The sequence below is a fragment of the Nonomuraea sp. KM90 genome (genome assembly GCF_052246675.1).
GTDB lineage: Bacteria > Actinomycetota > Actinomycetes > Streptosporangiales > Streptosporangiaceae > Nonomuraea.
The window spans coordinates 34,061-56,661 of sequence record NZ_JBQQCB010000013.1 but is presented as its reverse complement, the minus strand read 5'-3'; the positions used below and the strand labels follow the sequence as shown (position 1 = coordinate 56,661).

The window sequence follows — 22,601 nt, the reverse complement described above, 5'->3', positions numbered from 1 at the left end:
GTTCGCTCGCTGCTCTCTCTCACGTGTACTCCCCGGTCATGAGGTAGACGGCGGCGTGGCGGGCGCGGGCGCGCACCTCGCCGAGGTTGGAGCCGAGGGCCGTCACGTGGCCGATCTTGCGGCCCGGACGCACCTCCTTGCCGTAGAAGTGCAGCTTGATGCCGGGGTCGTGGGCCAGCACGTGCTCGTAGCGCTTGAACAGGTCGGGGTCGTCGCCGCCGAGCAGGTTGGCCATGACGACGACCTGGGCGGTCATCTTGGGCGTGCCCAGCGGCAGGTCCAGGACGGCCCGCAGGTGCTGCTCGAACTGCGACGTCGTCGAGCCCTCGATCGTCCAGTGGCCGCTGTTGTGCGGGCGCATGGCCAGCTCGTTGACCACCAGGCCACGGGCGGTCTGGAACAGCTCCACCGCCAGCAGCCCGGTCACCCCGAGCTCGTCGGCGATCTTCAGGCCGATGCGCTGGGCCTGCGCTGCCTGCTCCGGGTCGAGCCCGGGAGCGGGGGCGAGCACCTCGACGCAGATGCCGTCCTGCTGCACGGTCTCCACGACCGGATAGCTCACGCCCTGCCCGTGCGGCGAGCGGGCGACCAGCACCGCGAGCTCCCGCTCGAACGGTACGAACGCCTCGGCCATGAGCTCGACCCCGGTCGCGAACGCCTCCGTCACCTCCACCGCGCTGCGGCACACCCACACGCCGCGCCCGTCGTAGCCGCCGCGCACCGCCTTCAGCACCACCGGCCAGCCGTGCTCCTCGCCGAAGCGAATGGCGTCCTCGGCGGACGGCACCCGCGCCCAGGCCGGGCAGGGCACGCCGATCTCGGACAGCCGCTCGCGCATGACGGCCTTGTCCTGGGCGTGCACGAGGGCGTCGGCGCCCGGGTGCACGACGTAGCCGTTGGCGGCCAGGGCCCGGATGTGCTCGGTGGGCACGTGCTCGTGGTCGAACGTGATCGCGTCGCAGCCCTTGGCGAAGTCGCGGAGATCGCCAAGATCGCGGTAGTCTCCGATGCGCGTGTCGACGATGACCCGGGCCGCGCTCTCCTCAGGACTGTTGGCCAGCACCCGCAGCTCGACGCCCAGCGCGATGGCGGGCGGCTGCGACATCCTGGCCAGCTGGCCCGCGCCGACGATGCCGACGACCGGTCCGATGGGGCTGTATGAACTCACGCCAGGTGAGCTTACCGGGACGCAACGACTTTCCCTGACCCAACCCGGCACCGCCTGTCGCAGTCAGGGGCTGGGCGGCCGTTCCGGGTTGCCCTGTGGGCACGGCCGCCCAGCGCTCGCGTGCCCTCGATCTGTCATCGCAGCGTAATGCCCATGTAAGGGGTATGCCGGTCATAGGACGATATTTCTAAAGACGTTCTTTGCGCGGTATGTTGCTGGGTCTGACATCCCGCCCTACATCACGGCCGGTACGCTGGGGATGTCAGCTCTGACTAGGAAGGGACCGAGCAGAGACGTGGACTTCACCAAACGCCTCTACCAGCGGTTCTCCTCCCTCCTGCACGAGCTGGCCAAGTTCGGCAGCATCGGCGCCATCGCCTTCCTCATCGACCTGGGGCTGCTCAACCTGTGCAGCGTGGTGTTCGACCTGGGGCCGCTGACGTCCAAGGTCGTGGCGACGTCGATCTCCACGACGTTCGCGTACGCGGGCAACCGGCTGTGGACCTTCCGGCACCGCGAGCAGAACGGGCTGGGGCGCGAATATTTCCTGTTCTTCCTGCTCAACGGCATCGCACTGCTGTTCGGCATGCTGACGATCGGCTTCACCACCTACACCCTCAACCTGCACGACACGCTCAGCCTCAACATCGCCAACATCGTCGGCGTGGGGCTCGGCACCCTGTTCCGCTACTGGTCGTACAAGAAGTGGGTGTTCCTGGAGGCCACCGAGCCGATCCCGGTGGAGCTGCCCGAGGGCGGCGTCAGGCAGGACCGCTGACCACCCGGTTCCGGCCGTCGTCCTCGGCGGGGCGCAGGAAGATGGCGAACGTCGCCGGGCGCCGGCGCACCAGCTCCAGCCGGCCGCCGTCGGCCGCCGCCAGCGCGCGGGCCAGCGTCAGGCCGAGCCCGGTGCCTCCGCCGCCGCTGACGTTCCGGTCGAAGATCTTGGGGGCGATCTCGTCGGCGATGCCGGGGCCCTCGTCCGCGACCTCGATCACCACGTAGTTGTCGCCGCAGGTGGTGGTGACGGTGACGGCGCCGCCGCCGTGACGCAGGGAGTTCTCCAGCAGCGAGGCGATCACCTGGCCGAACCCGCCCGTCGTGGCCATCGCCTTCAGGCCGCGGGAGCCGTCGAGCTGCAGCGCACGGTGCGCGTCCCGGAAGACCGGCTCCCATTCGGTGATCTGCTGGACGAGCACCTCGTCGATCGCGACCGGCTCGGCCTGGGCGTGGCGCTGGCGGCGGGCCGCGGCCAGCAACTCGTCGATCACGGCGGTGAGCCGCTCGGCCTGGACGATCGCCGCCTCGCCCTCCTCGCGCACGACGTCCGGCTCGTCGGAGGCGGCCACGATCTCCTCCAGGCGCATGGTGAGCCCGGTCAAGGGGGTGCGGAGCTGGTGGGAGGCGTCGGTGGCGAACTCGCGCTCGCGGGTGAGCAGGTCGGAGATGCGGGTGGCGCTGCGGTCGAGCACCTGGGCGACCCGGTCGAGCTCGGGGATGCCGTATCGGTGCTTGCTCGGCCGCGCGTCCCCGGAACCCAGCCGGTCGGCGATCTTCGCCAGGTCCTGCAGGGGCAGCGTCAGCCGGCGGGACTGCACGACGGCCAGGCTCACGGCCACCGCCAGGGCGGCGACGGCCAGGGCCACGATGAGCAGCAGGCGGGCCCGTACGTCCTGCTCGACCTGATCGCGGTCGCGGCTGATGCGTACGTAGACACCGGTGTTGGTCTGGGCGTCCTCAGTCATCAGGTGACCGGACGGCGGGGGCTCGCCGACGACGGTCACCCTGAGGGGGGTTCCACGTTCCCAGATCTGGATGAACCTACCCGGGTACTTTTGCTCCAGTTGCTGGGGGTCGAGCGGCGTCTCCTGGACACGGGCGTACTCCACCTCTCCCACGAGACGCTTGGCTTCCGCCCCAAGCTCCTGAGCCGCCTCATCGACGATCAGGCGGCTGACGACGACGCCCAGGGGGACCCCCAGCAGCAGGACCGCGATTACCGCGACGACCAGGGTGGAGGAGAGCAGTCGGCGGCGCATCTCCTACTCGCGCTCGAACCGGAAGCCGACTCCCCTGACGGTCGTGATGTAACGCGGCTTGGCCGCGTCGTCACCGAGCTTGCGGCGCAGCCAGGAGATGTGCATGTCGAGCGTCTTGGTGGAGCCCCACCAGTTGGTGTCCCACACCTCGCGCATGATCTGCTCGCGGGTGACGACCTTGCCCGCGTCGCGGACCAGGACGCGCAGCAGGTCGAACTCCTTGGTGGTCAGGTGCAGCTCCTTCTCCCCCATCCAGGCGCGGCGCGAGTCGGCGTCGATGCGCACCCCCTGGACGACCGGGGTCTCGGAGGTGCCGCGGCGCAGCAGTGCGCGCACTCTGGCGAGCAGCTCCGCCAGCCTGAACGGTTTCGTCACGTAGTCGTCGGCGCCGGCGTCGAGGCCGACAACGGTGTCCACCTCGTCGACGCGGGCGGTGAGTATCAGAACCGGAGTGCCGTGGCCTTCGGCCCGGATCCGGCGGGCGACCTCGAGACCGTCCATTTCTGGCAGGCCAAGGTCAAGAACGATGAGATCGATGCCGCCCGACAGGGCCCTCTCCAGGGCCTGCGGGCCGTCGGGACTCACCTCAACCTGATAGCCCTCGCGGCGCAGCGCACGCGCGAGTGGCTCGGATATCGAGGTGTCATCCTCGGCGAGAAGTACGCAGGTCATGAAGCGATCGTAGGACCTTAGGCGATCGTTTCCCGGGCACAGCGCGCGGTTTGACTCGTCGTTGACCTATCCATTGACCTGGGCAAACACAGCTAAAATACGGTACGTCGTGATTAAAGCACCGCCGTTTTCCGCCCGAGAATCATCGGACGATCATGCCCGGTCGAGAGAGGATCAACCCCGCCACGCCAAGGGCAGGCCCTGAACATTCGACTGCGATCATGGGGAAATGTCGTTGAATGCCGTGAATCGCGCTCGCGAAATGTGGGCCCGGCTCGCCCGGGTCCCCGTCACGTTCCCGGGCCGGGGAGGCGTGAGCGTGGCGGTCTCGCCGGAGTCCTGGATGTGCCCGCCCGGATGGTCCGGCATCGTGACGCTGGACGGGGCGATCCTGGCCGTCGTGCCCCGGCCGGGCCTGGTGGAGCCGGTGCGGGAGCGGCTGCTCGCCCACCTCGGGTCGGGCGCCGGGCTGGCGGCGCTCACCGATCTCGCGGGGCCCTCGGCCGGCGACGTCCTGGGGCCGGCGGCGCTCGCCTATCTCGACAAGGCGGACTTCGTGCCCGCCCCCGCGCAGGCGGAGAGCCTGCCGCCGGGGCACGGCGACGTGCTGGCGCTGGTGGCCTCGGTGCCGGAGGAGGACGCGCAGGAGAGCGGTCTCGACGAGACCACGTCGGCGGCGTACGTGGTCCGCGACGGGCGGGAGGTCGTCGCGGCGGCGGCGTACCGGCCGTGGCTCGACACGGCGGCGCACGTCTCCGTGCTGACCGCCACCACGCACCGGGGGCGCGGGCTGGCCCGCGCGGTCGCCTCGGCCGCCGTCGCGGACGCGCTGGCGAACGGGCTGCTGCCGCAGTGGCGGGCCCGGGTCGAGGCGTCGCGCCGAGTGGCCCGGGCACTCGGGTTCCGGGAGCACGGCGAGCAGATCAGCCTCCGCCCCGGCGGCTGAAGGCGCCGCTGATCGCGTTGCCGGCCGTGGCGGCGGCACCCCCGGTGACCTGACGCAGGCGTTGCCCGTCGGGGGCGGGCTGCGGGGGACGTGGCGGTGGGAGTCTCGTGGCGTGACGGCCTGGTGGCGCAGGTCACGCCGCACGCGGGCGTACCGGTGAGCTCACGGTACGGCCGGCTGGCGAGGCGGGTCGTGGCCGCCGAGGCCGGGCGGTCGTACACGATGGCCGCCCCGGCCTGCGCGCTGCCCGGCGGTCAGTCGTCCGACGAGTGCGGCTTGGCGTAACGGGCCAGGTAGAGCTGCTCCCCGAGGCTGCGGATCAGGCCCAGCTCCGTCTCCAGGTAGTCGATGTGCTCTTCCTCGTCCTCGAGGATCTCCTCGAAGATGCGGGCAGAGGTGACGTCGCCTTTCTCGCGCATGAGCTGGATCGCCGGGCGCAGCCGCTGCACCACCGACATCTCCACCTCAAGGTCGGCCTTGAGCTGCTCCTCGACGGTCTGGCCGATGTGCAGCGTGCCCAGGCGCTGGTAGTTGGGCAGGCCCTCCAGGAAGAGGATGCGGTCGGTGAGGCGCTCGGCGTGGCGCATCTCGTCGATCGACTCTTCGCGGGTGTGCTCGGCGAGCTTCGTGTATCCCCAGTTCTCCTGCATCTTGGCGTGCAGGAAATACTGGTTGATCGCGGTGAGCTCCGCGGTCAGCTGTTCGTTGAGCAACTCGATGATCTGCTTGTCGCCCTGCATGAAACGGGCTCCTCGTCGCTATCCGGCTATGCGGTCGTGAGTTCTTCAGACCGTTTCAGGATCGCACAGATCTTCCGTACACAACGGGCACAGTCCCCACCAGCACCGGTGGTGTCGCGGATCTGCTTCGCGCTCGTCGCCCCGGAGGCGATGCAGTCGTGGACCTCGTTCTCGGTCACGGCACGACAAATGCACACGTACATCCAGGGACTAGCCTCTCGTGAAGGAACGGGCGCCTTTAGGTTAGGCACACCTAAGGTAACCCACTTTGGTAAGGCTTGCCTACGTTGGGTGGGTCACAGTCGCCTATCCCCGCCTGTCAGTGCCCCCTGGCGATCCACTCCTCCAGGTGCGGGGCCTCCCCGCCGATCGCGGTGGAGTCGCCGTGCCCCGTGTGCACGACGGTCTCGGGCGGCAGGGTGAGAAGCCGGTCGCGGATCGAGTCGATGATCGTCTCGAACGAGCTGTGGGAACGGCCGGTCGCCCCCGGGCCGCCCTTGAACAGGGTGTCGCCGCTGAACAGCGCCCCCAGGTCGGGCGCGTGGGCGCAGACGGCTCCGGGCGAGTGGCCGGGGGTGTGCAAAATCTGCAGGGCGACCCCGCCGACCACGAGCTTCTCGCCGTCGGCCAGCGGTTCGTACGTCACCTCCGGCCCGTACACCTGCTCCCACAGCACCTGGTCGGCCGGATGCAGCCGGATCGGCGCACCGGTCAGCCCGGCGAGCTCCTTCGCCGCGTTGATGTGGTCGTTGTGCGCGTGGGTGCAGACGATGGCCCTGACCGTACGCCCGCCCACCCGCTCGGCGATCGCCGCGGCGTCGTGGGCGGCGTCGATGACCACGACCTCGCGGGCGTCCCCGACCAGCCAGACGTTGTTGTCGACGTCCCACGTGCCGCCGTCGAGCGAGAACGTGCCCGAGGTGATGACCCGGTCGATCATGAGAAGACCACCACCGAGCGCAGCACCTCGCCGCGGTGCATCTTCGCGAACGCCTCCTCGACCCCGTCCACGGAGATGGTCTCCGACACGAACTTGTCCAGGGGCAGGCGGTTCTGCAGGAACAGGTCGATCAGCATGGGGAAGTCGCGGCTGGGCAGGCAGTCGCCGTACCAGGAGGACTTCAGCGCGCCGCCGCGGCCGAACACGTCGAGGAGGGGCAGGTCGATGCGCATCTCCGGGGTCGGCACGCCGACCAGCACGACCGTGCCGGCCAGGTCGCGGGCGTAGAACGCCTGCTCGTACGTCTCCGGCCGGCCCACCGCCTCGACCACCACGTCCGCGCCGTTGCCGCCCGTCAGGTCGCGGATCGCCTCGACCGGGTCGTTCTCCCGCGAGTTGACCGTGTGGGTGGCGCCGAACCCGCGGGCCCACTCCAGCTTGCGGTCGTCCACGTCCACCGCGATGATCTTCGAGGCGCCGGCCAGCGAGGAGCCCAGGATCGCCGCGTCCCCGACCCCGCCGCAGCCGATCACCGCCACGCTGTCGCCGCGCGTCACCCCGCCGGTGTTGATCGCCGCGCCGATCCCGGCCATCACGCCGCAGCCCAGCAGGCCGGCGACCTGCGCCGGAGCCTCGGCGGAGACCTTCGTGCACTGCCCGGCCGCCACGAGCGTCTTGTCGAGGAACGCCCCGATGCCGAGCGCGGGCGACAGCTCGGTGCCGTCCTTGAGCGTCATCTTCTGCCTGGCGTTGTGGGTGGCGAAGCAGTACCAGGGCCGGCCGCGCAGGCAGGCGCGGCACTGGCCGCACACCGCGCGCCAGTTGAGGATCACGAAATCGCCGGGCTCCACCTCGGTGACCCCGGGGCCGACCGCCTCGACCACGCCCGCCGCCTCATGGCCCAGCAGGAACGGATAGTCGTCGCTGATCCCGCCCTCGCGGTAATGCAGGTCGGTGTGGCAGACCCCGCAGGCCTGCACCTCCACCACCACCTCGCCCGGACCCGGATCCGGGACGATCACCGTCTCGAGCGAAACTTCCTGGCCCTTGCCCCGGGCGATGACGCCCTGCACTTCGTACGGCATGCCAGCCATCTTGTGTCAGGAGGATGATCTCCGCAAGACATACGGCTGGACCACGCCGAGTCCTCTCGCGGGACGCCGCCTGATCTTGTGCAGTTCGTAGCCGTCCAGCCCTTCGGCCAGCTCCGCGTCGACCAGGATGGTGCCGGGGCGGGCGATGGCGGTGAGCCGGGCGGCCAGGTTGACGGTGGTGCCGAAGACGTCGCCCATCGAGGACACGACCGGGCCGAACGCCATGCCGATGCGCAGCTCGTCGGCCCCGACCAGGTCGAGCGCGACGGCCGCGGCCCCCTCCCGGGTCGGGGCGGTGAACAGCACCTCGTCCCCCAGCGTCTTGACCAGCCGGGCGCCGTGGGAGGCCACCACGTCGGAGGCCCGCGACTCGAACCCCTCGACCAGCCGGGCCAGCTCCTTCTCGTCGAGCTCGCGGCTACGCCTGGTGAACGACACCAGATCCGCGAACCCCACCGCCATCGGCACCCGCGTCGGCACCAGCTCGTCGTTGACGTCGGCGATGGCCAGCAGCCGGGTGCCGGCGGCGGCGAGCTGGGCCCGCCAGACGTGGGTCAGGACGTGCTCGAAGTCGGGCATCAGGCCCTGCGCCGTGTCGAGCACCGTGGCCAGGTCGTCCGCGGAGGGCTCGTCCGGCAGCAGGGTGCCGATCATGATCTCGGCCTGCCACTGCGCCAGCCTGGCCGTGGTCTGGCCGAGCGCGCGGGCCATGCGGATGACCGTCTGCTCGTCGAGCAGGCCGCTGTCGAGCATGCTCCGGACCCGGCGCAGCGCGTCGACGTCGGCCTCGGTGAACGCCACGGCGTCGTCGGCCCGCTGCGCGAAGCCGAGCGCGCGCCAGATGCGCTCAGCCAGTTCCTGCGGCACGCCGCTCTTGGCGGCGACCTCCGACCGCGTGAAGCGCGGCGGCAGGCCGATGAGCAACCGCTCGATCTCCTCGGCGGTCGGGCGGCCCGGGCGGGATTCGCTCACGCGATGGAGGCTACGTCAGCGGCCGTCGAGCTCGCCGTCCGACGCGTCCTCGACGAGCCTGAACAGGTCGGTGCGGACGTCCTGGATCTTCGGGATGTCCTTCAGCACGATCTCGCCCCGGTCGCCGGCGGACTCCACCGTCAGCGTGCCGCAGCCGAACAGGCGCTCCGCGAACGTCTGGTCGGAGCTCACCGTGTTGACCTTGGTGATCGGGATCTCGTCGGTCGACTTGTTGAGCACGCCGGTGCTGATCGTGAAGCGGTGCGTGGTGAGCACGTAGCCGGTGTTCTTCCACCGCAGGTACGGCACGAACGACCAGATCGTCAGCAGGATGAGACCGATGACGACGACCGCGATCCTGGCGTAGGAGGCGTAGGCGAAGTCACCCGGGATGAAGTACAGCGCCGCACCCGAGGCCGCGGCGATGAGAAGAAGCGCGATGAAGGGGACGACCAGCCGCTTCCAGTGAGGGTGGAAGGATCGGACGCGCCGCTCACCCTGCGTCAGATGATGGTCGGGAAGGGTCATGGGCAAATGGTGCCACCATCCCCGCCCGGCTGCCACGCCGACGACGGAACGCGGCCACTAGTCCGCGGGGCGGACGTGCACGACGTCGCCGGCGCTCAGGGTGTATTTCTCGCCCGCCGCCTCCACCTGTAGGTGCCCGAAGTGGTCCACCCCGGTCGCCTGCCCCGTCAGCGACTGCTGCCCCGGCAGCTCCACCCTGACCCGCCGCCCGACGGTGGCGCTGGTGGCGAGGTAGGCCGAGCGCAGCCCGGACGCCTCCACATCGCCCTTGGCCTCCGTCCACTCGCGGTAGTGGACCTCGATCTCCCTGAGCACGGCGCGCAGCAGCGGGTCGCGGTCGACGCAGGCCGCCTCCTCGATGGCCAGCGACGTGGCGGTCTCGACCGGGAGCTCCTCCGGCCTGAGCGTCACGTTCAGGCCCATGCCGATGACGACGGCGTCGTCCACCCGCTCGGCCAGCACCCCGGCCAGCTTGCGCTCACCGATCAGCAGGTCGTTGGGCCACTTGAGGCGTACGTCGACCTCGGCCAGGCGGCGCACGGCCGAGGCGGCGGCGACGCCGTACAGGAGCGACAGCCAGCCCTGCCCCGCGAGCGGCACGGTCGGCCTGAGCAGGATCGAGAACGTCAGCCCCGAGCGCGGCGGCGCCGACCAGGCGCGGCCCAGCCGGCCGCGGCCGGCCTCCTGCGCCTCCGCCACCAGCACCGTCCCCTCCGGCGCCCCTTCCTGGGCGGCCCGCGCCAGGTCGGCGTTGGTGGAGCCGGTGCTGTCGACCACCTTGACGCCGGTCCACAGCGAGCCGGGGCGGACCAGGGCACGGTTGAGCGCCGCCTCGGAGAGGGGAGGCCGGTCGAGGTCGGAGTAGCGCGAGTCGGGCATCCTTCTATCTTGGCAGGGGGATGATGAAGGGGTGAGCACGCGTCCGCAGCCCGCGCGCCGGGCTTGTTCGCGGTCGCGGGCGCTGTGAAGGCGCGCCCGGGGCCGAGCACCCGCATCCGGATCAGGGAGCTGTCCGGCTCCACGGCCAGGGATCGCCGCGACGACCTGGCCACGGAGGAGCCGCTGGAGATCCGCCTGACGGCGGCCGACGGCACGCGCAGGACGGTGGCGATCACCATGCGCACGCCGGGGCACGACTTCGAGCTGGCCGCCGGGTTCCTGCGGGGCGAGGGGCTGGTGGGCGCCGGGGACATCGCCGCGATCGCGTACTGCACCGACGAGGACCTCCCGCCGGAGGCCCGCTACAACACGGTGACCGTGCACCTGCACGGCCCCGTCCCCGATCTGCCCGCCCTCGACCGGCACTTCCTCACCTCCAGCGCGTGCGGCGTCTGCGGCTCGGCCGGGCTCGAAGCGCTGCGCGACCGGTGCGAGCCGGTCCCCCGCGGCCTGCTGGAGCTGTCCCCCGAGCTCCTGTACACGCTGCCTGACGCGCTGCGGGCGGCTCAGGGGGTGTTCGGCAAGACGGGCGGGTTGCACGCCGCAGGGCTGTTCACGGCCGCGGGGAGGCTGGTGGCGGTGCGCGAGGACGTGGGCCGGCACAACGCGGTGGACAAGCTGGTCGGGTGGGCGGCGCTGAGCGAGCGGCTGCCGCTGTCCGAGCACGTGCTCATGGTGAGCGGGCGGACCAGCTACGAGATCATGCAGAAGGCGCTGGCGGCCGGCCTGCCGGTGGTGTGCGCGGTGTCGGCGCCGTCGTCGCTGGCGGTGGAGCTGGCCAGGGACTTCGGCCTGACGCTGGTGGGCTTCCTGCGGGGCGAGCGCTGCAACGTGTACGCGGGCGCGGAGCGCATCTCCGCCTGAAAACAGGTGTGGAATAAAGCATTCCGTTCTGCTATTCTGAGAACAGAACAAAGCGATCCGTTCCATTCCTGGAGGACCCCCATGAACCCCTTCCGCATCGACATCCCGCAGGCCGACCTCGACGACCTCCAGGCCCGCCTCGCCCTGACCCGCTTCGCCGACGAGATCCCCGGAGCCGACCAGGGCGTCGGCGTCGACCGGGTCAAGCGCCTGATCGGCCACTGGCGCGACGGGTTCGACTGGCGGGCGCAGGAGGCCAGGCTCAACGCGTACCCGCAGTTCACCACGGAGATCGACGGGCAGAACATCCACTTCGTCCACGTACGCTCCGACAATCCCGACGCGCTCGCCCTGATCCTCACCCACGGCTGGCCCGGCTCCATCGCCGAATACCTCAACGCCATCGAGCCCCTGTCCCGCCACTTCCACCTGGTCATCCCCTCCCTGCCGGGCTACGGCTTCTCCGGGCCGACGCGGGAACTGGGCTGGAACAACCAGCGCATCGCCCGGGCGTGGGCCGAGCTGATGGCCCGGCTCGGCTACGAGCGCTACGGCGCGGTCGGCAACGACGGCGGCTCGATGATCTCCCCGGAGGTCGGCCGGATCGACCCGGAGCACGTCGTGGGGGTGCACGTCACGCAGCTGTTCTCGTTCCCGTCGGGCGACCCGGCCGAGTTCGCCGACCTGAGCGAGGAGGAGCAGGCGGGGCTGGCCGTGCTCGACTGGTTCTGGAAGGAGAAGGGCGCCTTCAACGTGCTGCAGTCACAGCAGCCGCAGACGCTGGCGCACGCCATCGTCGACTCCCCCGCCGGGCTCGTCGGCTGGCTGGCCCAGCTCTTCGACGAGGACCTGGACGACGACTTCGTGCTGACGAACGCGGCCATCCACTGGTTCACCGGGACGGCGGGCTCGGCGCTGCGCCTCTACTGGGAGAACGCCCGGGCCGAGCAGCCGAAGGGACCGACGACGGTGCCGACGGCGCTGGCCATGGCGGAGGGCGACTTCGCGTCCATCCGCCGCTTCGCCGCGCGCGACCACGCGAACATCGTCTCCTGGAAGACCCTCCCGGCCCCGGCCCACGGCCACTACACGGCCCACTCCGCCACGGAAGCGCTCACCTCGGACGTCATCGCCTTCTTCGAGAGCCTGCGCTGACCCGGGCCGGGGCAAGGGGGACGCGGGTGACGTCCCCCTTGCGCGGGGCGGGGTCAGCCGGTGTTCTGCAGGCCGGCGGCCACCCCGTTGACCGACAGGAGCAGGAGGGTGGACAGGCGGTCGCGCTCCTGCTCCGACAGGCTCTCCGTGCGGAGCGCGCGCAGGGCCCTGAGCTGGAGGTGCGACAGGGCGTCCACGTACGGGTCGCGGAGCTGGACGGCGCGCGAGAGCACCTTGCGGTTCTCCAGCAGCCTGGTGTGGCCCGTGACGCGCAGGACCAGGTCGCGGGTCCGGTCGTACTCCTCCATGACCTGCCGGGCGAAGTCCTCCCGGCCGCCCAGCGCCAGGTAGCGCTTGGCGATCGAGCGGTCGGTCTTGGCCAGGGACATCTCCGCGTTGTCCAGCATCACGTTGAACAGCGGCCACTCCGCGTACGCCGCCCGCAGCTCGTCCAGGGAGCCGACCGCGGCCAGGCCGGTGCCCAGGCCGTACCAGCCGGGGAGGTTGACCCGGGTCTGGGCCCAGGCGAACACCCACGGGATCGCGCGCAGGTCGTCGAGGGAGCGCGGGGCGCCCAGGCCGCGGCGGGCCGGGCGGGAGCCCAGGCGCAGCGTGCCGATCTCCTCCAGCGGGCTGACCAGGCCGAACCACTCGGGGAAGCCCGGCGCCTCGGTCAGCGCGCGGTACGCCTGCTCCGAGGCCGTGGCCACCTGCTCGGCCAGGCCGCGGAAGCGCTCGGCGGCGGCCGCGGTGCGGGCCCCGACGGTGGGCGAGGAGGCCAGCAGCACGGCGTTGGCCACCTGCTCCAGGTGGCGGCGGGCGATGGCGATGTGGCCGTAGCGGGCGAAGATGACCTCGCCCTGCTCGGTCACCTTGAAGCGGCCCGCGACCGAGCCGGGGGCCTGGGCCAGCACCGCGCGGTTGGCCGGGCCGCCGCCGCGCCCGAGGGCGCCGCCGCGGCCGTGGAACATGCGCAGGTTCACGTCGTGCTCGGCGGCCCAGGCGGTCAGCTCCTCCTGGGCCTCGTAGAGCCGGAGCGTGGCGGCCGCGGGGCCGAGCTCCTTGGCCGAGTCGGAGTAGCCGAGCATGATCTCCATGCGCCGGCCGGTGTCCGCCAGGCGCCGCTGGATCTGCGGGATCTCCAGCATGCCGGTCAGCACGCGCGGCGAGTTGGCCAGGTCCTGGCCCGACTCGAACAGCGGCACCACGTCGAGCACCGGCGCGCGGTCGCCGAGCGCGTGCGAGGCCAGCTCGTAGACGGCCGCGATGTCCTCGGCGGTGCGGGTGAAGGAGACCACGTAGCGGGAGCAGGCCGTGACGCCGAAGCGCTCCTGGATCCAGCCGATCACCCGGATCGTGGCCAGGACCTCCTCGGTGCGCTCCGACAGCTCGCCGCCGGCGCGCAGCTCCTCCAGGGCCGCCGCGTGCACCTGGGAGTGCTGGCGCACCTCCAGCTCGGCCAGGTGGAAGCCGAACGTCTCCACCTGCCAGATGAGGTGCTGCAACTCGCCGTACGCCTGCCGCGGCGCGGAGGCGGCCAGCGACTCCTGGGCCAGCCGCAGGTCGGCCAGCAGCTCGGACGGCGAGCGGTAGGCCAGATCGAGGTCGCGGCGGCGGGTGGCGGCGATGCGGCCCGCCACGAACAGCAGCCACTGCCGGTGCGGCTCGCGCGGCGAGCGGGTGGCCAGCTCGGAGACCACGTCGGGGTGGGCGTCCACGGCCGCCGCCAGCGCCGACTTCAGCGCGGGCGAGCAGGGCGCGAACTGCGCCGAGGCGGTGAGCGTGCGGGCGATGCGGGTGCAGGCGGTCTCCAGGGCCGTCAGCACGTGCTCGGACTGGATCTGGATGGCCTCGCGGGTGACCTTGGCGGTGACGTTCGGGTTGCCGTCGCGGTCGCCGCCGATCCAGCTCCCGTAGCGGATGAAGGGCCTGGCCTGCGGTGGCAGGGTGCCGGTGCCCTCGTCGAGTGCCGCGTCCAGCGCGCGGTAGACCTGCGGCACCGTGCGGAACAGGGTCTCGTCGAAGGCGGCCATGGCCGTGCGCACCTCGTCGAGCGGGTCGAGCTTGGTCGAGCGGAGCTGGGCCGTACGCCACAGCAGGTCGATCTCCTCCAGCATGCGCCGCTTGCTCTCGGCGCGCTCGGAGGCCCCGCGGCCGGGCGTGTTGTACTCGGTGAGCTGGCCGCTGACCCGCTGGATGGCGGTGACGACGGCGCGCCTGCGCGCCTCGGTGGGGTGCGCGGTGAGCACCGGGTGCAGCTCCAGGCCCGCCAGCAGCTCGGTGACGCGCTCGTGGCCCAGCTCGTGTACGGCCTGTGCCAGCGACTCGCGCTGCACCCTGCCCTCGGCGTCCCGCTCGCGCAGCGTGCGGATGCGGTAATGCTCCTCGGCCAGATTGGCGAGGTGGAAGTAACAGGTGAACGCGCGGGCGACGGCCACGGCCCGCTCGATCTCCCATCCGGCGACCATTTCGGTGATCACGTCGGCCGAGATCTCGCCCCTGCGCGCCGCGATGACGGCCTTGCGCAACCGTTCGACATCGGCCAGCAGGTCCTCGCCGCCCTGCTCGGCCAGCACCTGGCCGAGCAGTTTGCCGAGCAGACGCACATCGTGACGTAGCTCGTCCGGCATCTCGGTTACGGCGACACTGCGACGCTCGAGCCCCTGGTCAATCATGTTTCGAAGGGTATCGAGTCGTCTCGGGACACCGTAGACCGGTCTCAGCAATTGGACTAGACCACTGCTCAGGTGGGCTTTGACACCGCCAGGAGCAGTTCGGGGGTGCGGGCGAAGCCGATCCTGGCGGCCAGCCGGCGGCCGAGCACCTCTGCCAGCAGGCCGTAGAACGGCGCCAGGACGCACACCCACAAGAGCCCGAACACGAGCGGCAGCACGAACGGCAGCGCGAGCAGCGCGATCCCCACCGTGGCCCCCATCGCGGAGGCGAACGCCAGCCCGCCCTGGCCGGGGGCGGCGCCGCTGAAAGCGTTCATGCGCTCGGGCACGGTGTACGGCAGCACCACGCTCGTCACGGAACCGACGCCGAGCCCCACCCCGAGCGCGCCCCAGCCGGCCAGCATGCCGGGCAGGATCGCGGCCGGCTGGCCGGCGAGCAGGCCGGTCGCGACGGCGATCACGGCGATCAGCGGCACGGCGATCAGGGCGTTGGCCAGGTGCCGCCCGGCCAGGTCGGTGGCCAGGCCGCGCTCGGAGCCGAAGGTGACGGCGTTCATCCAGAGCGAGCGGCCGTCGATGCCGAAAGCGTTGATCGACTGCAACGCGATCATCAGGGCGCCCGCGCAGGCCAGGGTGACCGGCATGCCGGCGGCGGCCTCGGCCGTCCTGGTCAGGGAGAACGACAGCACGACCGTCACCAGGACCGAGCTGAACCAGCCCACGCGGTAGCGGGGGTCGCGCCTGATGTACTTCAGCTCCTTCGTCACCACCGCCGCCAGCGGCCCGTCCGGCAGGAAGCGGTCGATCAGCCCGCTCTCCCTGCGTACGGAGGCCGCCTGCGTTGAGACGTCGGGCGTGACCAGCGCCCGGCTCAGCGCCTTGATCCAGAGCCAGGCCAGCATCACCACGAGCAGCGCCCCGAGCACCACCTCGGCCAGCCCCACCAGGCCGCCGTCGATGACGGCGTGGGCCATCATGCCGGGCGGGGTCCACCTCAGCACGGCGGCCATCTGGTGCAGCATGGCCGTCGGGTCGCCGAAGCCGGAGTTCATCACCAGGTTGGGCAGCTGCGCCAGCAGCACCACGAGCAGCGCCGCCACGGCCAGCACGTCACGGCCGCGCCGGGTGCGCAGCGCGCTGGACAGCGAGGTGGTGATCAGCCGGGACGTCACCACGCAGAGCGCGAACTGCACCAGCACGGCGAGCACCTCGAGCAGCCACCCGCCGGCGCTGGACGCCAGCCCGACCAGGGCGCCGAACGTGACGACCAGCATCGCCGCCGGCCAGACGCCGGTCACGGACGCGGTGAACAGGCCGATCGCGAGCCGGCGCGTGCGCAGCGGGAACAGCGACAGCTTGGCCGGGTCGAGCGTGTCGTCCAGGCCGAACGCGAGCAGCGGCACGACCATCCAGCCGACGAGGAAGGCGGAGAACGCCACGGTCACGAGGGACGCGGCGATGTCGGCGGGGACCAGCCGCAGCAGGCTCATGAGGAAGAAGCCGAGCGCGGCCAGGCCGGCGGCGGCCACGAGGGTGAAGATGAAGCCGAGCTTGCGCTGCAGGTCACCGCGCAGGTTGCCGGCCAGCAGCCGGAGCTTGAGCTGCGCGAACAGCGCGACCGTGCTCACGGGTTCGTCCGGTGTCCGGTGCCCTGCTCGGCTTGGGAGCCGGCGGGTCCGGCGGGTCGGGCGGGTGCGGCAGGTTCGGCGGGTTCGGCGGGTGCGGCGGGTGCGACCCCATCGGGCTTGGTGCCCTCGGGTCTGGCGCCGAGCCAGCTCAGGCCGGTCTCGCCGCCGCCCGGGCTGCCGCCGACCAGTTCGAGGAACGCCTGGTTGAGGGGGCGGCCGCCGCGTACGTCCGCTAACGGGCCCTGCGCCACGATGTGACCCGCACTCATCACCGACACCCAGTCGCACAGGCGCTCGACCAGGTCCATCACGTGACTGGAGAAGATGACGGTCGAGCCGGAGGCGGTGAAGCGGCGCAGCACCTCGGTCAGCGTGTTCGCGCTGACCGGGTCGACGCCCTCGAACGGCTCGTCGAGGAAGAGCACCGACGGGTTGTGCAGCAGCGCGGCGGCCAGGCCGATCTTCTTGCGCATGCCGGTGGAGTAGTCGACGACGAGCTTGTCGGCGGCGTCGGCCAGGTCCATCACGGACAGCAGCTCGCCCGCGCGCTGCTCGACGTCGGCCTTGGGGATGCCGCGCAGGCGACCGTTGTAGAGCAGCAGCTCGCGGCCCGACAGCCGCTCGAACAGCCGCAGCCCCTCGGGCAGCACGCCGATGCGCGCCTTGACCTCGACGGGATCGCGCCACACGTGGAACCCGTCCACCTCGGCCGCGCCACCGTCGGGTCGGAGCAGCCCGGTGATCATGCTCAGCGTGGTCGTCTTGCCCGCGCCGTTGGGGCCGACCAGCCCGGCGAAGCTCCCGGCGGGGACGACGAGATCCACCCCCGCGACGGCGATTTGCTGCCCGTATCGCTTGAACAGGCCATGGGTGCGAACCGCATCCGTCATGGATCCACTCTAGGAGGAGCGACTAGCCTTGCGCGCATGAGCGCTGCCGCGGAATCGATACCGGAAAAGCCCGATATCCACACCACCGCCGGGAAAATCGCCGATCTGGAACGGCGGCTGGACGAGGCCGTGCACGCCGGGTCGGCCGCGGCCGTGGAGAAGCAGCGCGCCAGGGGCAAGATGACCGCTCGCGAGCGGGTGCTGGCGCTGCTGGACGAGGGCTCGTTCGTGGAGTTCGACGAGTTCGCCAGGCACCGGTCCACGATGTTCGGGCTGGAGAAGCGCAGGCCGTACGGCGACGGCGTCATCACCGGCCACGGCACGGTCGACGGCCGGCAGGTGTGCGTGTTCTCGCAGGACGTGACGGTGTTCGGCGGCTCGCTCGGCGAGGTGTACGGCGAGAAGATCGTCAAAGTCCTGGACCTGGCGATCAAGACCGGCTGCCCGATCATCGGCATCAACGAGGGCGGCGGCGCGCGCATCCAGGAGGGCGTGGTCGCGCTCGGCCTGTACGCGGAGATCTTCAAGCGCAACGTGCACGCCTCCGGGGTGATCCCGCAGATCTCGCTCATCATGGGCGCCGCGGCCGGCGGACACGTCTACTCCCCCGCGCTGACCGACTTCGTGGTGATGGTGGACCAGACGTCGCAGATGTTCATCACCGGGCCCGACGTGATCAAGACGGTGACCGGCGAGGAGGTCACGTTCGAGGAGCTCGGCGGGGCCCACACGCACAACACGAAGTCGGGCGTGGCGCACTACCAGGCCGCCGACGAGGAGGACGCGCTCGACTACGTCAAGGCGCTGCTGTCGTACCTGCCGTCGAACAACCTGGACGAGGCGCCGGTCTTCGAGGCCGCCGCGGACCTGGAGCCGGATCCCGACCTCGACGCGCTGATCCCCGACTCGGCCAACCAGCCGTACGACATGCACCAGGTGATCGAGCACGTGCTGGACGACGGGGAGTTCCTGGAGGTCCACGCGCTGTTCGCGCCGAACATCGTGGTCGGGTACGGCCGCCTGGACGGCCAGCCGGTGGGGATCGTGGCCAACCAGCCCATGCATTTCGCCGGATGTCTGGATATCAACGCATCCGAGAAGGCCGCCAGATTTATTCGAACATGTGATGCGTTTAATATTCCTATCCTGACTTTTGTAGATGTGCCGGGTTTCCTTCCCGGCACCGATCAGGAATGGAACGGAATCATCCGCCGGGGCGCCAAGCTCCTGTACGCCTACGCCGAGGCGACCGTCCCGCTGATCACGGTGATCACCCGCAAGGCGTACGGCGGCGCGTACGACGTCATGGGCTCCAAGCACCTCGGCGCGGACGTCAACCTGGCCTGGCCCACAGCCCAGATCGCGGTCATGGGCGCACAGGGCGCGGTCAACATCCTCTACCGGCGCGAGCTGGCCGCCTCCGACGACCCGGAGGGCGAGCGGGCCAGGCTCGTCACCGAGTACGAGGACACACTGGCCAACCCGTACATCGCGGCGGAGCGCGGCTACGTGGACGCCGTGATCCGGCCGTCCGAAACGCGGCCCCAGGTCGTCCGGGCGCTGCGGGCCCTGCGGAACAAGCGGGCGACGCTCCCCCCGAAGAAGCATGGGAACATCCCGCTATGACGGCAGACCTGCGTATTGTCCGGGGCGACGCCACGCCCGAGGAGATCGCCGCGTTGGTGGCCGTGTTCGCGATCCGCCGGAGCCCGCCGGCCGAACCGGAGACCCCTCGCACCCCCCGACGGCAAACATGGCGAAACCCGGCTAGAGGTATGCGTAAGCCTGTCTCCCCAGGGAAGTCGGCATGGCGGATGAGCGCACTACCCTAGATAGATCCTGCGAATCGGGTGTCAAGTTCCCCGGGAGTTGGGACTATCTAGAGAAAGTAGGCGTATATAGTCGGCCGATCAACTAACACCGCGGCCTGGAGGACGACATGGCCATCCCAGACCTCATGCCGCATCCTGTGGCAGCCAAGTACGCCGTCCTAGTGGATGTCGGTTATCTGTACGCTGCGGCAGGTGAAGTGCTGCTCGGCGCGAAGGAGCGCAAGGAATATCGGGTGGCCGCCGATGAGCTCATCCAGAGTCTACAGAAACATGCAGAGGAACGTATTTCCGGCGAACTTCTGCGGATCTATTGGTATGACGCAGCCCGTGACCGCGTGCCGACCGTCGACCAGCGTGTGATCGCCCAGCTTCCGTGGGTCAAGGTGCGACTTGGCAACCTGAACGCCCGTGGCCAGCAGAAGGGCGTGGACGCGCAGATCCGGAGCGATCTGGAGGCCCTGGCCAGGCATCATGCGGTCACTGACACGATCCTGCTGGCGGGCGACGAGGACATGGTCCCGGCGGTCGAGGCGGCGCAGGCGTACGGCGTCCGCATCCACCTTTGGGGCGTCGAGCCTCCTTACGGCACCAACCAGGCCGAACGCCTGGTGTGGGAGTCCGACACCGTCGAAGTGATCTCCGCTGATTTCCTAAGGCCCTTTTTCAGCCGCGCACCCCAGCCCGTCCCGGTCACTCCACCAGCCGCCGCCCCCTCGCCCGCCCAGGTCTTCGCCGGGCGCGCACCCGTCAAACCGCACGCCAAGCCCGGACAGGTCGCCAAACTCGGGCCGAGCCGGCCGCGCGTGGAGGATGTGGGCGAGCACGTGGCGCAGAAGTGGATACTCACCCGTGGCCGCGACAACATCCGCGACCTGCTGCCGGGGCCGATCCTGCCCACCGTGATCGACACCGAGCTGCTGATCGAGGCGGAGAAGGAGCTCGGGCACTCGCTGCGGCCCTACCCGGAGGCGCGGGTCTGGCTGCGTGACGGGTTCTGGGCGCGGGTCTACCGGGAGTTCGACCTGGGGGTCGGGGTCTCGTCGAAATAGCGGCCGCCGTACGGGGTCCACCGGGGTCCGTACGGCGTCACGTTGACGTCCGATTTCCGCCAGTCGTCCTCCTTGGGGAGCGCATACTGTCGGAGGCATGTCACCACTAGAGCTGGACTTCGACTCCTGCTACCGGGCCGTCTCCGCCAGGGACTCCCGGTTCGACGGTCGTTTCTACACCGCGGTGACGACGACCCGTATCTACTGCCGTCCGATCTGCCCGGCCCGTACGCCCGCGTCCCGCAACGTGCGCTTCTACCGGCACGCGGCGTCGGCCGAGGCGGCCGGGTTCCGGCCGTGCAAGCGCTGCCGCCCCGAGCTGTCGCCCGGCGATCCCGGCTGGGACGTGCGGGGCGACCTCGTCGGGCGGGCGCTGCGGCTCATCGACGACGGGGCGGCCGACGAGCGGGGCGTCGCCGGGCTGGCCACGCGGCTGCACATCACCGAGCGCCACCTGCACCGGCTGTTCGTGGCCGAGCTGGGCGTCGGGCCGCTGGCGGTGGCCCGGACGAAGCGGCTGCTGCTGGCCAAGCAGCTCCTGACCGAGACGGGGCTGCCGGTGACGGAGGTGGCGTTCGCGGCGGGGTTCGGGAGCGTGCGGCAGTTCAACGCGACGATGCGGGAGACGTACGGCTTCACGCCCAGCGAGCTGCGCGCCACGGCGGGGCCGCGAACGCGCCAGGCCCCCGAGGTGACGGCCGGGCCCGCGACGCTGCGGTTGCGGCTGCACCGGCGCGAGCCGTACGACGTGGACGGGGTGTTCGCGTTCCTCGCCTCTCGCGCGATTCCCGGGCTGGAGGTGGCGGACCGGGCATCGTACGCCAGAGCCGTACCGGGCGGGACGATCACGCTCACACCGCAACGGGACCACATAGCCCTGGACGTGGCGGTCGAAGACACCCGGCAGCTCGCCCGCGTCGTGGCCCGCTGCCGCCGCCTCCTCGACCTCGACGCCGACCCGGAGGCCATCTCCGAGATCCTCGGCCAGACCTCGCTCGGCCCGCTGATCGCGGCGCGGCCCGGGCTGCGGGTGCCGGGGACGTTCGACGGGTTCGAGCTGGCCGTGCGCGCGGTCGTGGGCCAGCAGATCTCGGTGGCCGGGGCCCGTACGCTGCTCGGCCGCATCGTCGCCAGGGCCGCCGCGCCCGGCGGCCTCTTCCCCACCGCCGCCCACCTCGCGGAGACCGACCTGACCGGGCTCGGCCTGACCAACCGCAGGATCGACACGCTCAAGGACCTGGCCGTCCGCCTGGCCGAGGGCCGGCTCGACCTGGACGGCGGGCAGGACCCGGCGGAGGCGGTGGCCGAACTGCTGGAGGTGCCCGGCATCGGGCCGTGGACGGCCAGCTACATCGCGCTGCGCGCGCTGCGCGACCCCGACGCCTGGCCCACGGGCGACCTCGTGCTCAACAAGCGCATGGCCGCCCTGGGCATCCCCCAAGACCACATCGAGCGGTGGCGCCCGTGGCGGGCGTACGCCGCCCTGCACCTCTGGAGCTCCTCATGATCGCTGCCCAGCTCGTACCGACGCCGGTGGGCCCGCTCGCCCTGCTGACCCGCGAAGGGGTGCTGGTCGCCGCCGGTTTCACCGCCGATCCCACGGAGATGTTCGTCCGGCTCACCCCGGCCCTGCAGTCGGAGGGCCTGGAGGTCGTGACCGACCCCGGGCCGGTCACGGAGGCCGTACGCGCCTACCTCGACGGCGACCTCGACGCCCTGGACGCCATCCCGGTCTCGCAGCCCGGCACCCCTACCCGCAAGCGGCTCCACGCGGCGTTGCGGGAGGTCAAGCCCGGTACGACGGTGTCGTACGCGGAGCTGGCCGAGCGGGCGGGCCTTCCCAAGACGGCGGCGCGGGCGGCGGGGTCGGCCTGCGCCCAGAACCTGATCGCACCGTTCGTGCCGTGCCATCGGGTGCTGCCCAGCTCTGGGGGGTATGGCGGATATTACTACGGCGTACCGGTGAAAGAGTGGCTCCTTGCCCACGAATCCGGAGCTATCGTCAACCCCAGGTAATGACTCGACTGCTTTCGGTAATTCGTTCGGCATGCCGACGCGGCAACACGAGTACCTCATCGAGAGATGGACATCAGCGTGCCGAGCTTCGACCGTAGGCGTCGAGGACCTCATGCACCTCCCGTTCGGGGGCAAGGCGGAAGTCGAGGCGAAGGCCATCGTCATGGTTCTCAACGCGCGGGGCGTGCCCGTCCCGCAGGAGGCCCGGGAACGCACCCTCGCCTGCACCGACCACGAGACCCTCGAGACCTGGATCACCAAGGCCACCACCGCCACCAGCATCGACGAGCTGTTCGGCTGAGCCGCGGGGCCGGCGCGGCATCCCGCCGGGCCGGCCCTGGTGGTGGTCAGGCGGGGAGCGGCGGGCCTGGAGGCCGGCCGCTCCCGCGACCCCCAGCCCCACCAGCCCCAGGAGGGCGGCGGTCCAGCCGGGGGCCGTGCAGCCCAAGCCGGC

General features: G+C 70.9%; 24 protein-coding genes. 11 read left to right on the top strand and 13 right to left on the bottom strand.

All coding sequences use genetic code 11. The annotated features are described in order from the left end of the window. Positions 1 to 19: 19 nt before the first annotated feature. Positions 20 to 1,168: a 5-(carboxyamino)imidazole ribonucleotide synthase gene (locus tag ACTWPW_RS16985; protein ID WP_443169220.1), complete on the bottom strand. Its 1,149-nt coding sequence runs from the start codon at positions 1,166 to 1,168 to the stop codon at positions 20 to 22. 295 nt (positions 1,169 to 1,463) lie between these two features. Here ACTWPW_RS16985 and ACTWPW_RS16980 point away from each other — a divergent pair, with 295 nt between their 5' ends. Continuing rightward, positions 1,464 to 1,946 carry a GtrA family protein gene (locus ACTWPW_RS16980; RefSeq protein WP_375116316.1) on the top strand — a complete coding sequence of 161 codons (483 nt, stop codon included), beginning with the start codon at positions 1,464 to 1,466 and terminating at the stop codon, positions 1,944 to 1,946. On the opposite strand, the gene ACTWPW_RS16975 is transcribed toward ACTWPW_RS16980, so the two are convergent. Next, the gene (locus ACTWPW_RS16975; protein WP_364127824.1) at positions 1,930 to 3,207 is read right to left on the bottom strand and encodes an ATP-binding protein; all 1,278 of its coding nucleotides are present in this window, start codon (positions 3,205 to 3,207) and stop codon (positions 1,930 to 1,932) included. The genes ACTWPW_RS16980 and ACTWPW_RS16975 overlap by 17 nt on opposite strands. Before the next feature lie 3 nt (positions 3,208 to 3,210). After that, complete coding sequence (locus ACTWPW_RS16970; RefSeq protein WP_043620820.1) at positions 3,211 to 3,879, bottom strand: response regulator transcription factor; 669 nt, start codon at positions 3,877 to 3,879, stop codon at positions 3,211 to 3,213. A 313-nt stretch (positions 3,880 to 4,192) separates the two neighbouring features. Between ACTWPW_RS16970 and ACTWPW_RS16965 the strand changes: the two genes are divergently transcribed. After that, positions 4,193 to 4,825, top strand: a complete 633-nt coding sequence (locus ACTWPW_RS16965) for a GNAT family N-acetyltransferase (RefSeq protein ID WP_443169219.1) — start codon at positions 4,193 to 4,195, stop codon at positions 4,823 to 4,825. 96 nt (positions 4,826 to 4,921) lie between these two features. Beyond that, a complete protein-coding gene (locus tag ACTWPW_RS16960) occupies positions 4,922 to 5,110 on the top strand; it encodes a hypothetical protein (protein WP_443169218.1) in 189 nt (62 codons plus the stop codon). Here the strand turns inward: ACTWPW_RS16960 and bfr are convergent. The 7 genes from bfr to ACTWPW_RS16925 form a co-directional block, all read right to left on the bottom strand. Next, a complete protein-coding gene (gene bfr, locus ACTWPW_RS16955; protein WP_375116313.1) occupies positions 5,080 to 5,565 on the bottom strand; it encodes a bacterioferritin in 486 nt (161 codons plus the stop codon). The two genes, ACTWPW_RS16960 and bfr, sit on opposite strands and share 31 nt — an antisense overlap. A gap of 26 nt (positions 5,566 to 5,591) precedes the next feature. Beyond that, the gene (locus tag ACTWPW_RS16950; protein WP_127939836.1) at positions 5,592 to 5,768 is read right to left on the bottom strand and encodes a (2Fe-2S)-binding protein; all 177 of its coding nucleotides are present in this window, start codon (positions 5,766 to 5,768) and stop codon (positions 5,592 to 5,594) included. Positions 5,769 to 5,884: 116 nt separating this feature from the next. Further along, positions 5,885 to 6,505, bottom strand: coding sequence for an MBL fold metallo-hydrolase (locus tag ACTWPW_RS16945; protein WP_375116312.1), 621 nt, complete (start codon positions 6,503 to 6,505; stop codon positions 5,885 to 5,887). Continuing rightward, positions 6,502 to 7,590, bottom strand: coding sequence for an S-(hydroxymethyl)mycothiol dehydrogenase (locus ACTWPW_RS16940; protein WP_443169217.1), 1,089 nt, complete (start codon positions 7,588 to 7,590; stop codon positions 6,502 to 6,504). Before ACTWPW_RS16940 ends, ACTWPW_RS16945 begins: the two co-directional genes overlap by 4 nt. Positions 7,591 to 7,605: 15 nt before the next feature. Beyond that, complete coding sequence (locus ACTWPW_RS16935) at positions 7,606 to 8,571, bottom strand: adenylate/guanylate cyclase domain-containing protein (RefSeq protein WP_443169216.1); 966 nt, start codon at positions 8,569 to 8,571, stop codon at positions 7,606 to 7,608. 15 nt (positions 8,572 to 8,586) lie between these two features. Continuing rightward, positions 8,587 to 9,099, bottom strand: a complete 513-nt coding sequence (locus ACTWPW_RS16930) for a PH domain-containing protein (RefSeq protein WP_375116309.1) — start codon at positions 9,097 to 9,099, stop codon at positions 8,587 to 8,589. A 57-nt stretch (positions 9,100 to 9,156) separates the two neighbouring features. Next, positions 9,157 to 9,978 (bottom strand): biotin--[acetyl-CoA-carboxylase] ligase, encoded by an 822-nt coding sequence (locus ACTWPW_RS16925; protein WP_443169215.1) that lies wholly within the window; start codon positions 9,976 to 9,978, stop codon positions 9,157 to 9,159. An 84-nt stretch (positions 9,979 to 10,062) separates the two neighbouring features. Here ACTWPW_RS16925 and fdhD point away from each other — a divergent pair, with 84 nt between their 5' ends. After that, on the top strand, positions 10,063 to 10,902 hold the full coding sequence (gene fdhD / locus ACTWPW_RS16920; protein WP_375116307.1) for a formate dehydrogenase accessory sulfurtransferase FdhD: 840 nt from the start codon (positions 10,063 to 10,065) through the stop codon (positions 10,900 to 10,902). An 81-nt stretch (positions 10,903 to 10,983) separates the two neighbouring features. Continuing rightward, positions 10,984 to 12,057 (top strand): epoxide hydrolase family protein, encoded by a 1,074-nt coding sequence (locus tag ACTWPW_RS16915; protein WP_443169214.1) that lies wholly within the window; start codon positions 10,984 to 10,986, stop codon positions 12,055 to 12,057. Positions 12,058 to 12,110: 53 nt separating this feature from the next. Here ACTWPW_RS16915 and ACTWPW_RS16910 read toward each other — a convergent pair whose 3' ends face one another. The 3 genes from ACTWPW_RS16910 to ACTWPW_RS16900 all read right to left on the bottom strand — a co-directional run bounded on the left by ACTWPW_RS16910 (position 12,111) and on the right by ACTWPW_RS16900 (position 17,250). After that, a complete protein-coding gene (locus tag ACTWPW_RS16910; RefSeq protein WP_443169213.1) occupies positions 12,111 to 14,732 on the bottom strand; it encodes a phosphoenolpyruvate carboxylase in 2,622 nt (873 codons plus the stop codon). Positions 14,733 to 14,800: 68 nt separating this feature from the next. Then, positions 14,801 to 16,360 carry a hypothetical protein gene (locus tag ACTWPW_RS16905; protein ID WP_443169212.1) on the bottom strand — a complete coding sequence of 520 codons (1,560 nt, stop codon included), beginning with the start codon at positions 16,358 to 16,360 and terminating at the stop codon, positions 14,801 to 14,803. Beyond that, on the bottom strand, positions 16,357 to 17,250 hold the full coding sequence (locus ACTWPW_RS16900; RefSeq protein WP_443169211.1) for an ABC transporter ATP-binding protein: 894 nt from the start codon (positions 17,248 to 17,250) through the stop codon (positions 16,357 to 16,359). The genes ACTWPW_RS16905 and ACTWPW_RS16900 overlap by 4 nt, the downstream gene beginning before the upstream one ends. A 36-nt stretch (positions 17,251 to 17,286) precedes the next feature. Between ACTWPW_RS16900 and ACTWPW_RS16895 the strand changes: the two genes are divergently transcribed. The 6 genes from ACTWPW_RS16895 to ACTWPW_RS16870 all read left to right on the top strand — a co-directional run bounded on the left by ACTWPW_RS16895 (position 17,287) and on the right by ACTWPW_RS16870 (position 22,448). Next, positions 17,287 to 18,876 carry an acyl-CoA carboxylase subunit beta gene (locus ACTWPW_RS16895; protein ID WP_375116302.1) on the top strand — a complete coding sequence of 530 codons (1,590 nt, stop codon included), beginning with the start codon at positions 17,287 to 17,289 and terminating at the stop codon, positions 18,874 to 18,876. Next, complete coding sequence (locus tag ACTWPW_RS16890) at positions 18,873 to 19,082, top strand: acyl-CoA carboxylase subunit epsilon (RefSeq protein ID WP_443169210.1); 210 nt, start codon at positions 18,873 to 18,875, stop codon at positions 19,080 to 19,082. Before ACTWPW_RS16895 ends, ACTWPW_RS16890 begins: the two co-directional genes overlap by 4 nt. 107 nt (positions 19,083 to 19,189) lie before the next feature. Continuing rightward, the gene (locus ACTWPW_RS16885; protein ID WP_125632505.1) at positions 19,190 to 20,131 is read left to right on the top strand and encodes an NYN domain-containing protein; all 942 of its coding nucleotides are present in this window, start codon (positions 19,190 to 19,192) and stop codon (positions 20,129 to 20,131) included. A 97-nt stretch (positions 20,132 to 20,228) separates the two neighbouring features. Continuing rightward, a complete protein-coding gene (locus tag ACTWPW_RS16880; RefSeq protein WP_443169209.1) occupies positions 20,229 to 21,638 on the top strand; it encodes an AlkA N-terminal domain-containing protein in 1,410 nt (469 codons plus the stop codon). Beyond that, positions 21,635 to 22,147 (top strand): methylated-DNA--[protein]-cysteine S-methyltransferase, encoded by a 513-nt coding sequence (locus ACTWPW_RS16875; RefSeq protein ID WP_375116299.1) that lies wholly within the window; start codon positions 21,635 to 21,637, stop codon positions 22,145 to 22,147. Before ACTWPW_RS16880 ends, ACTWPW_RS16875 begins: the two co-directional genes overlap by 4 nt. Before the next feature lie 112 nt (positions 22,148 to 22,259). Beyond that, a complete protein-coding gene (locus tag ACTWPW_RS16870; RefSeq protein ID WP_443169208.1) occupies positions 22,260 to 22,448 on the top strand; it encodes a hypothetical protein in 189 nt (62 codons plus the stop codon). Positions 22,449 to 22,601: the final 153 nt, after the last annotated feature.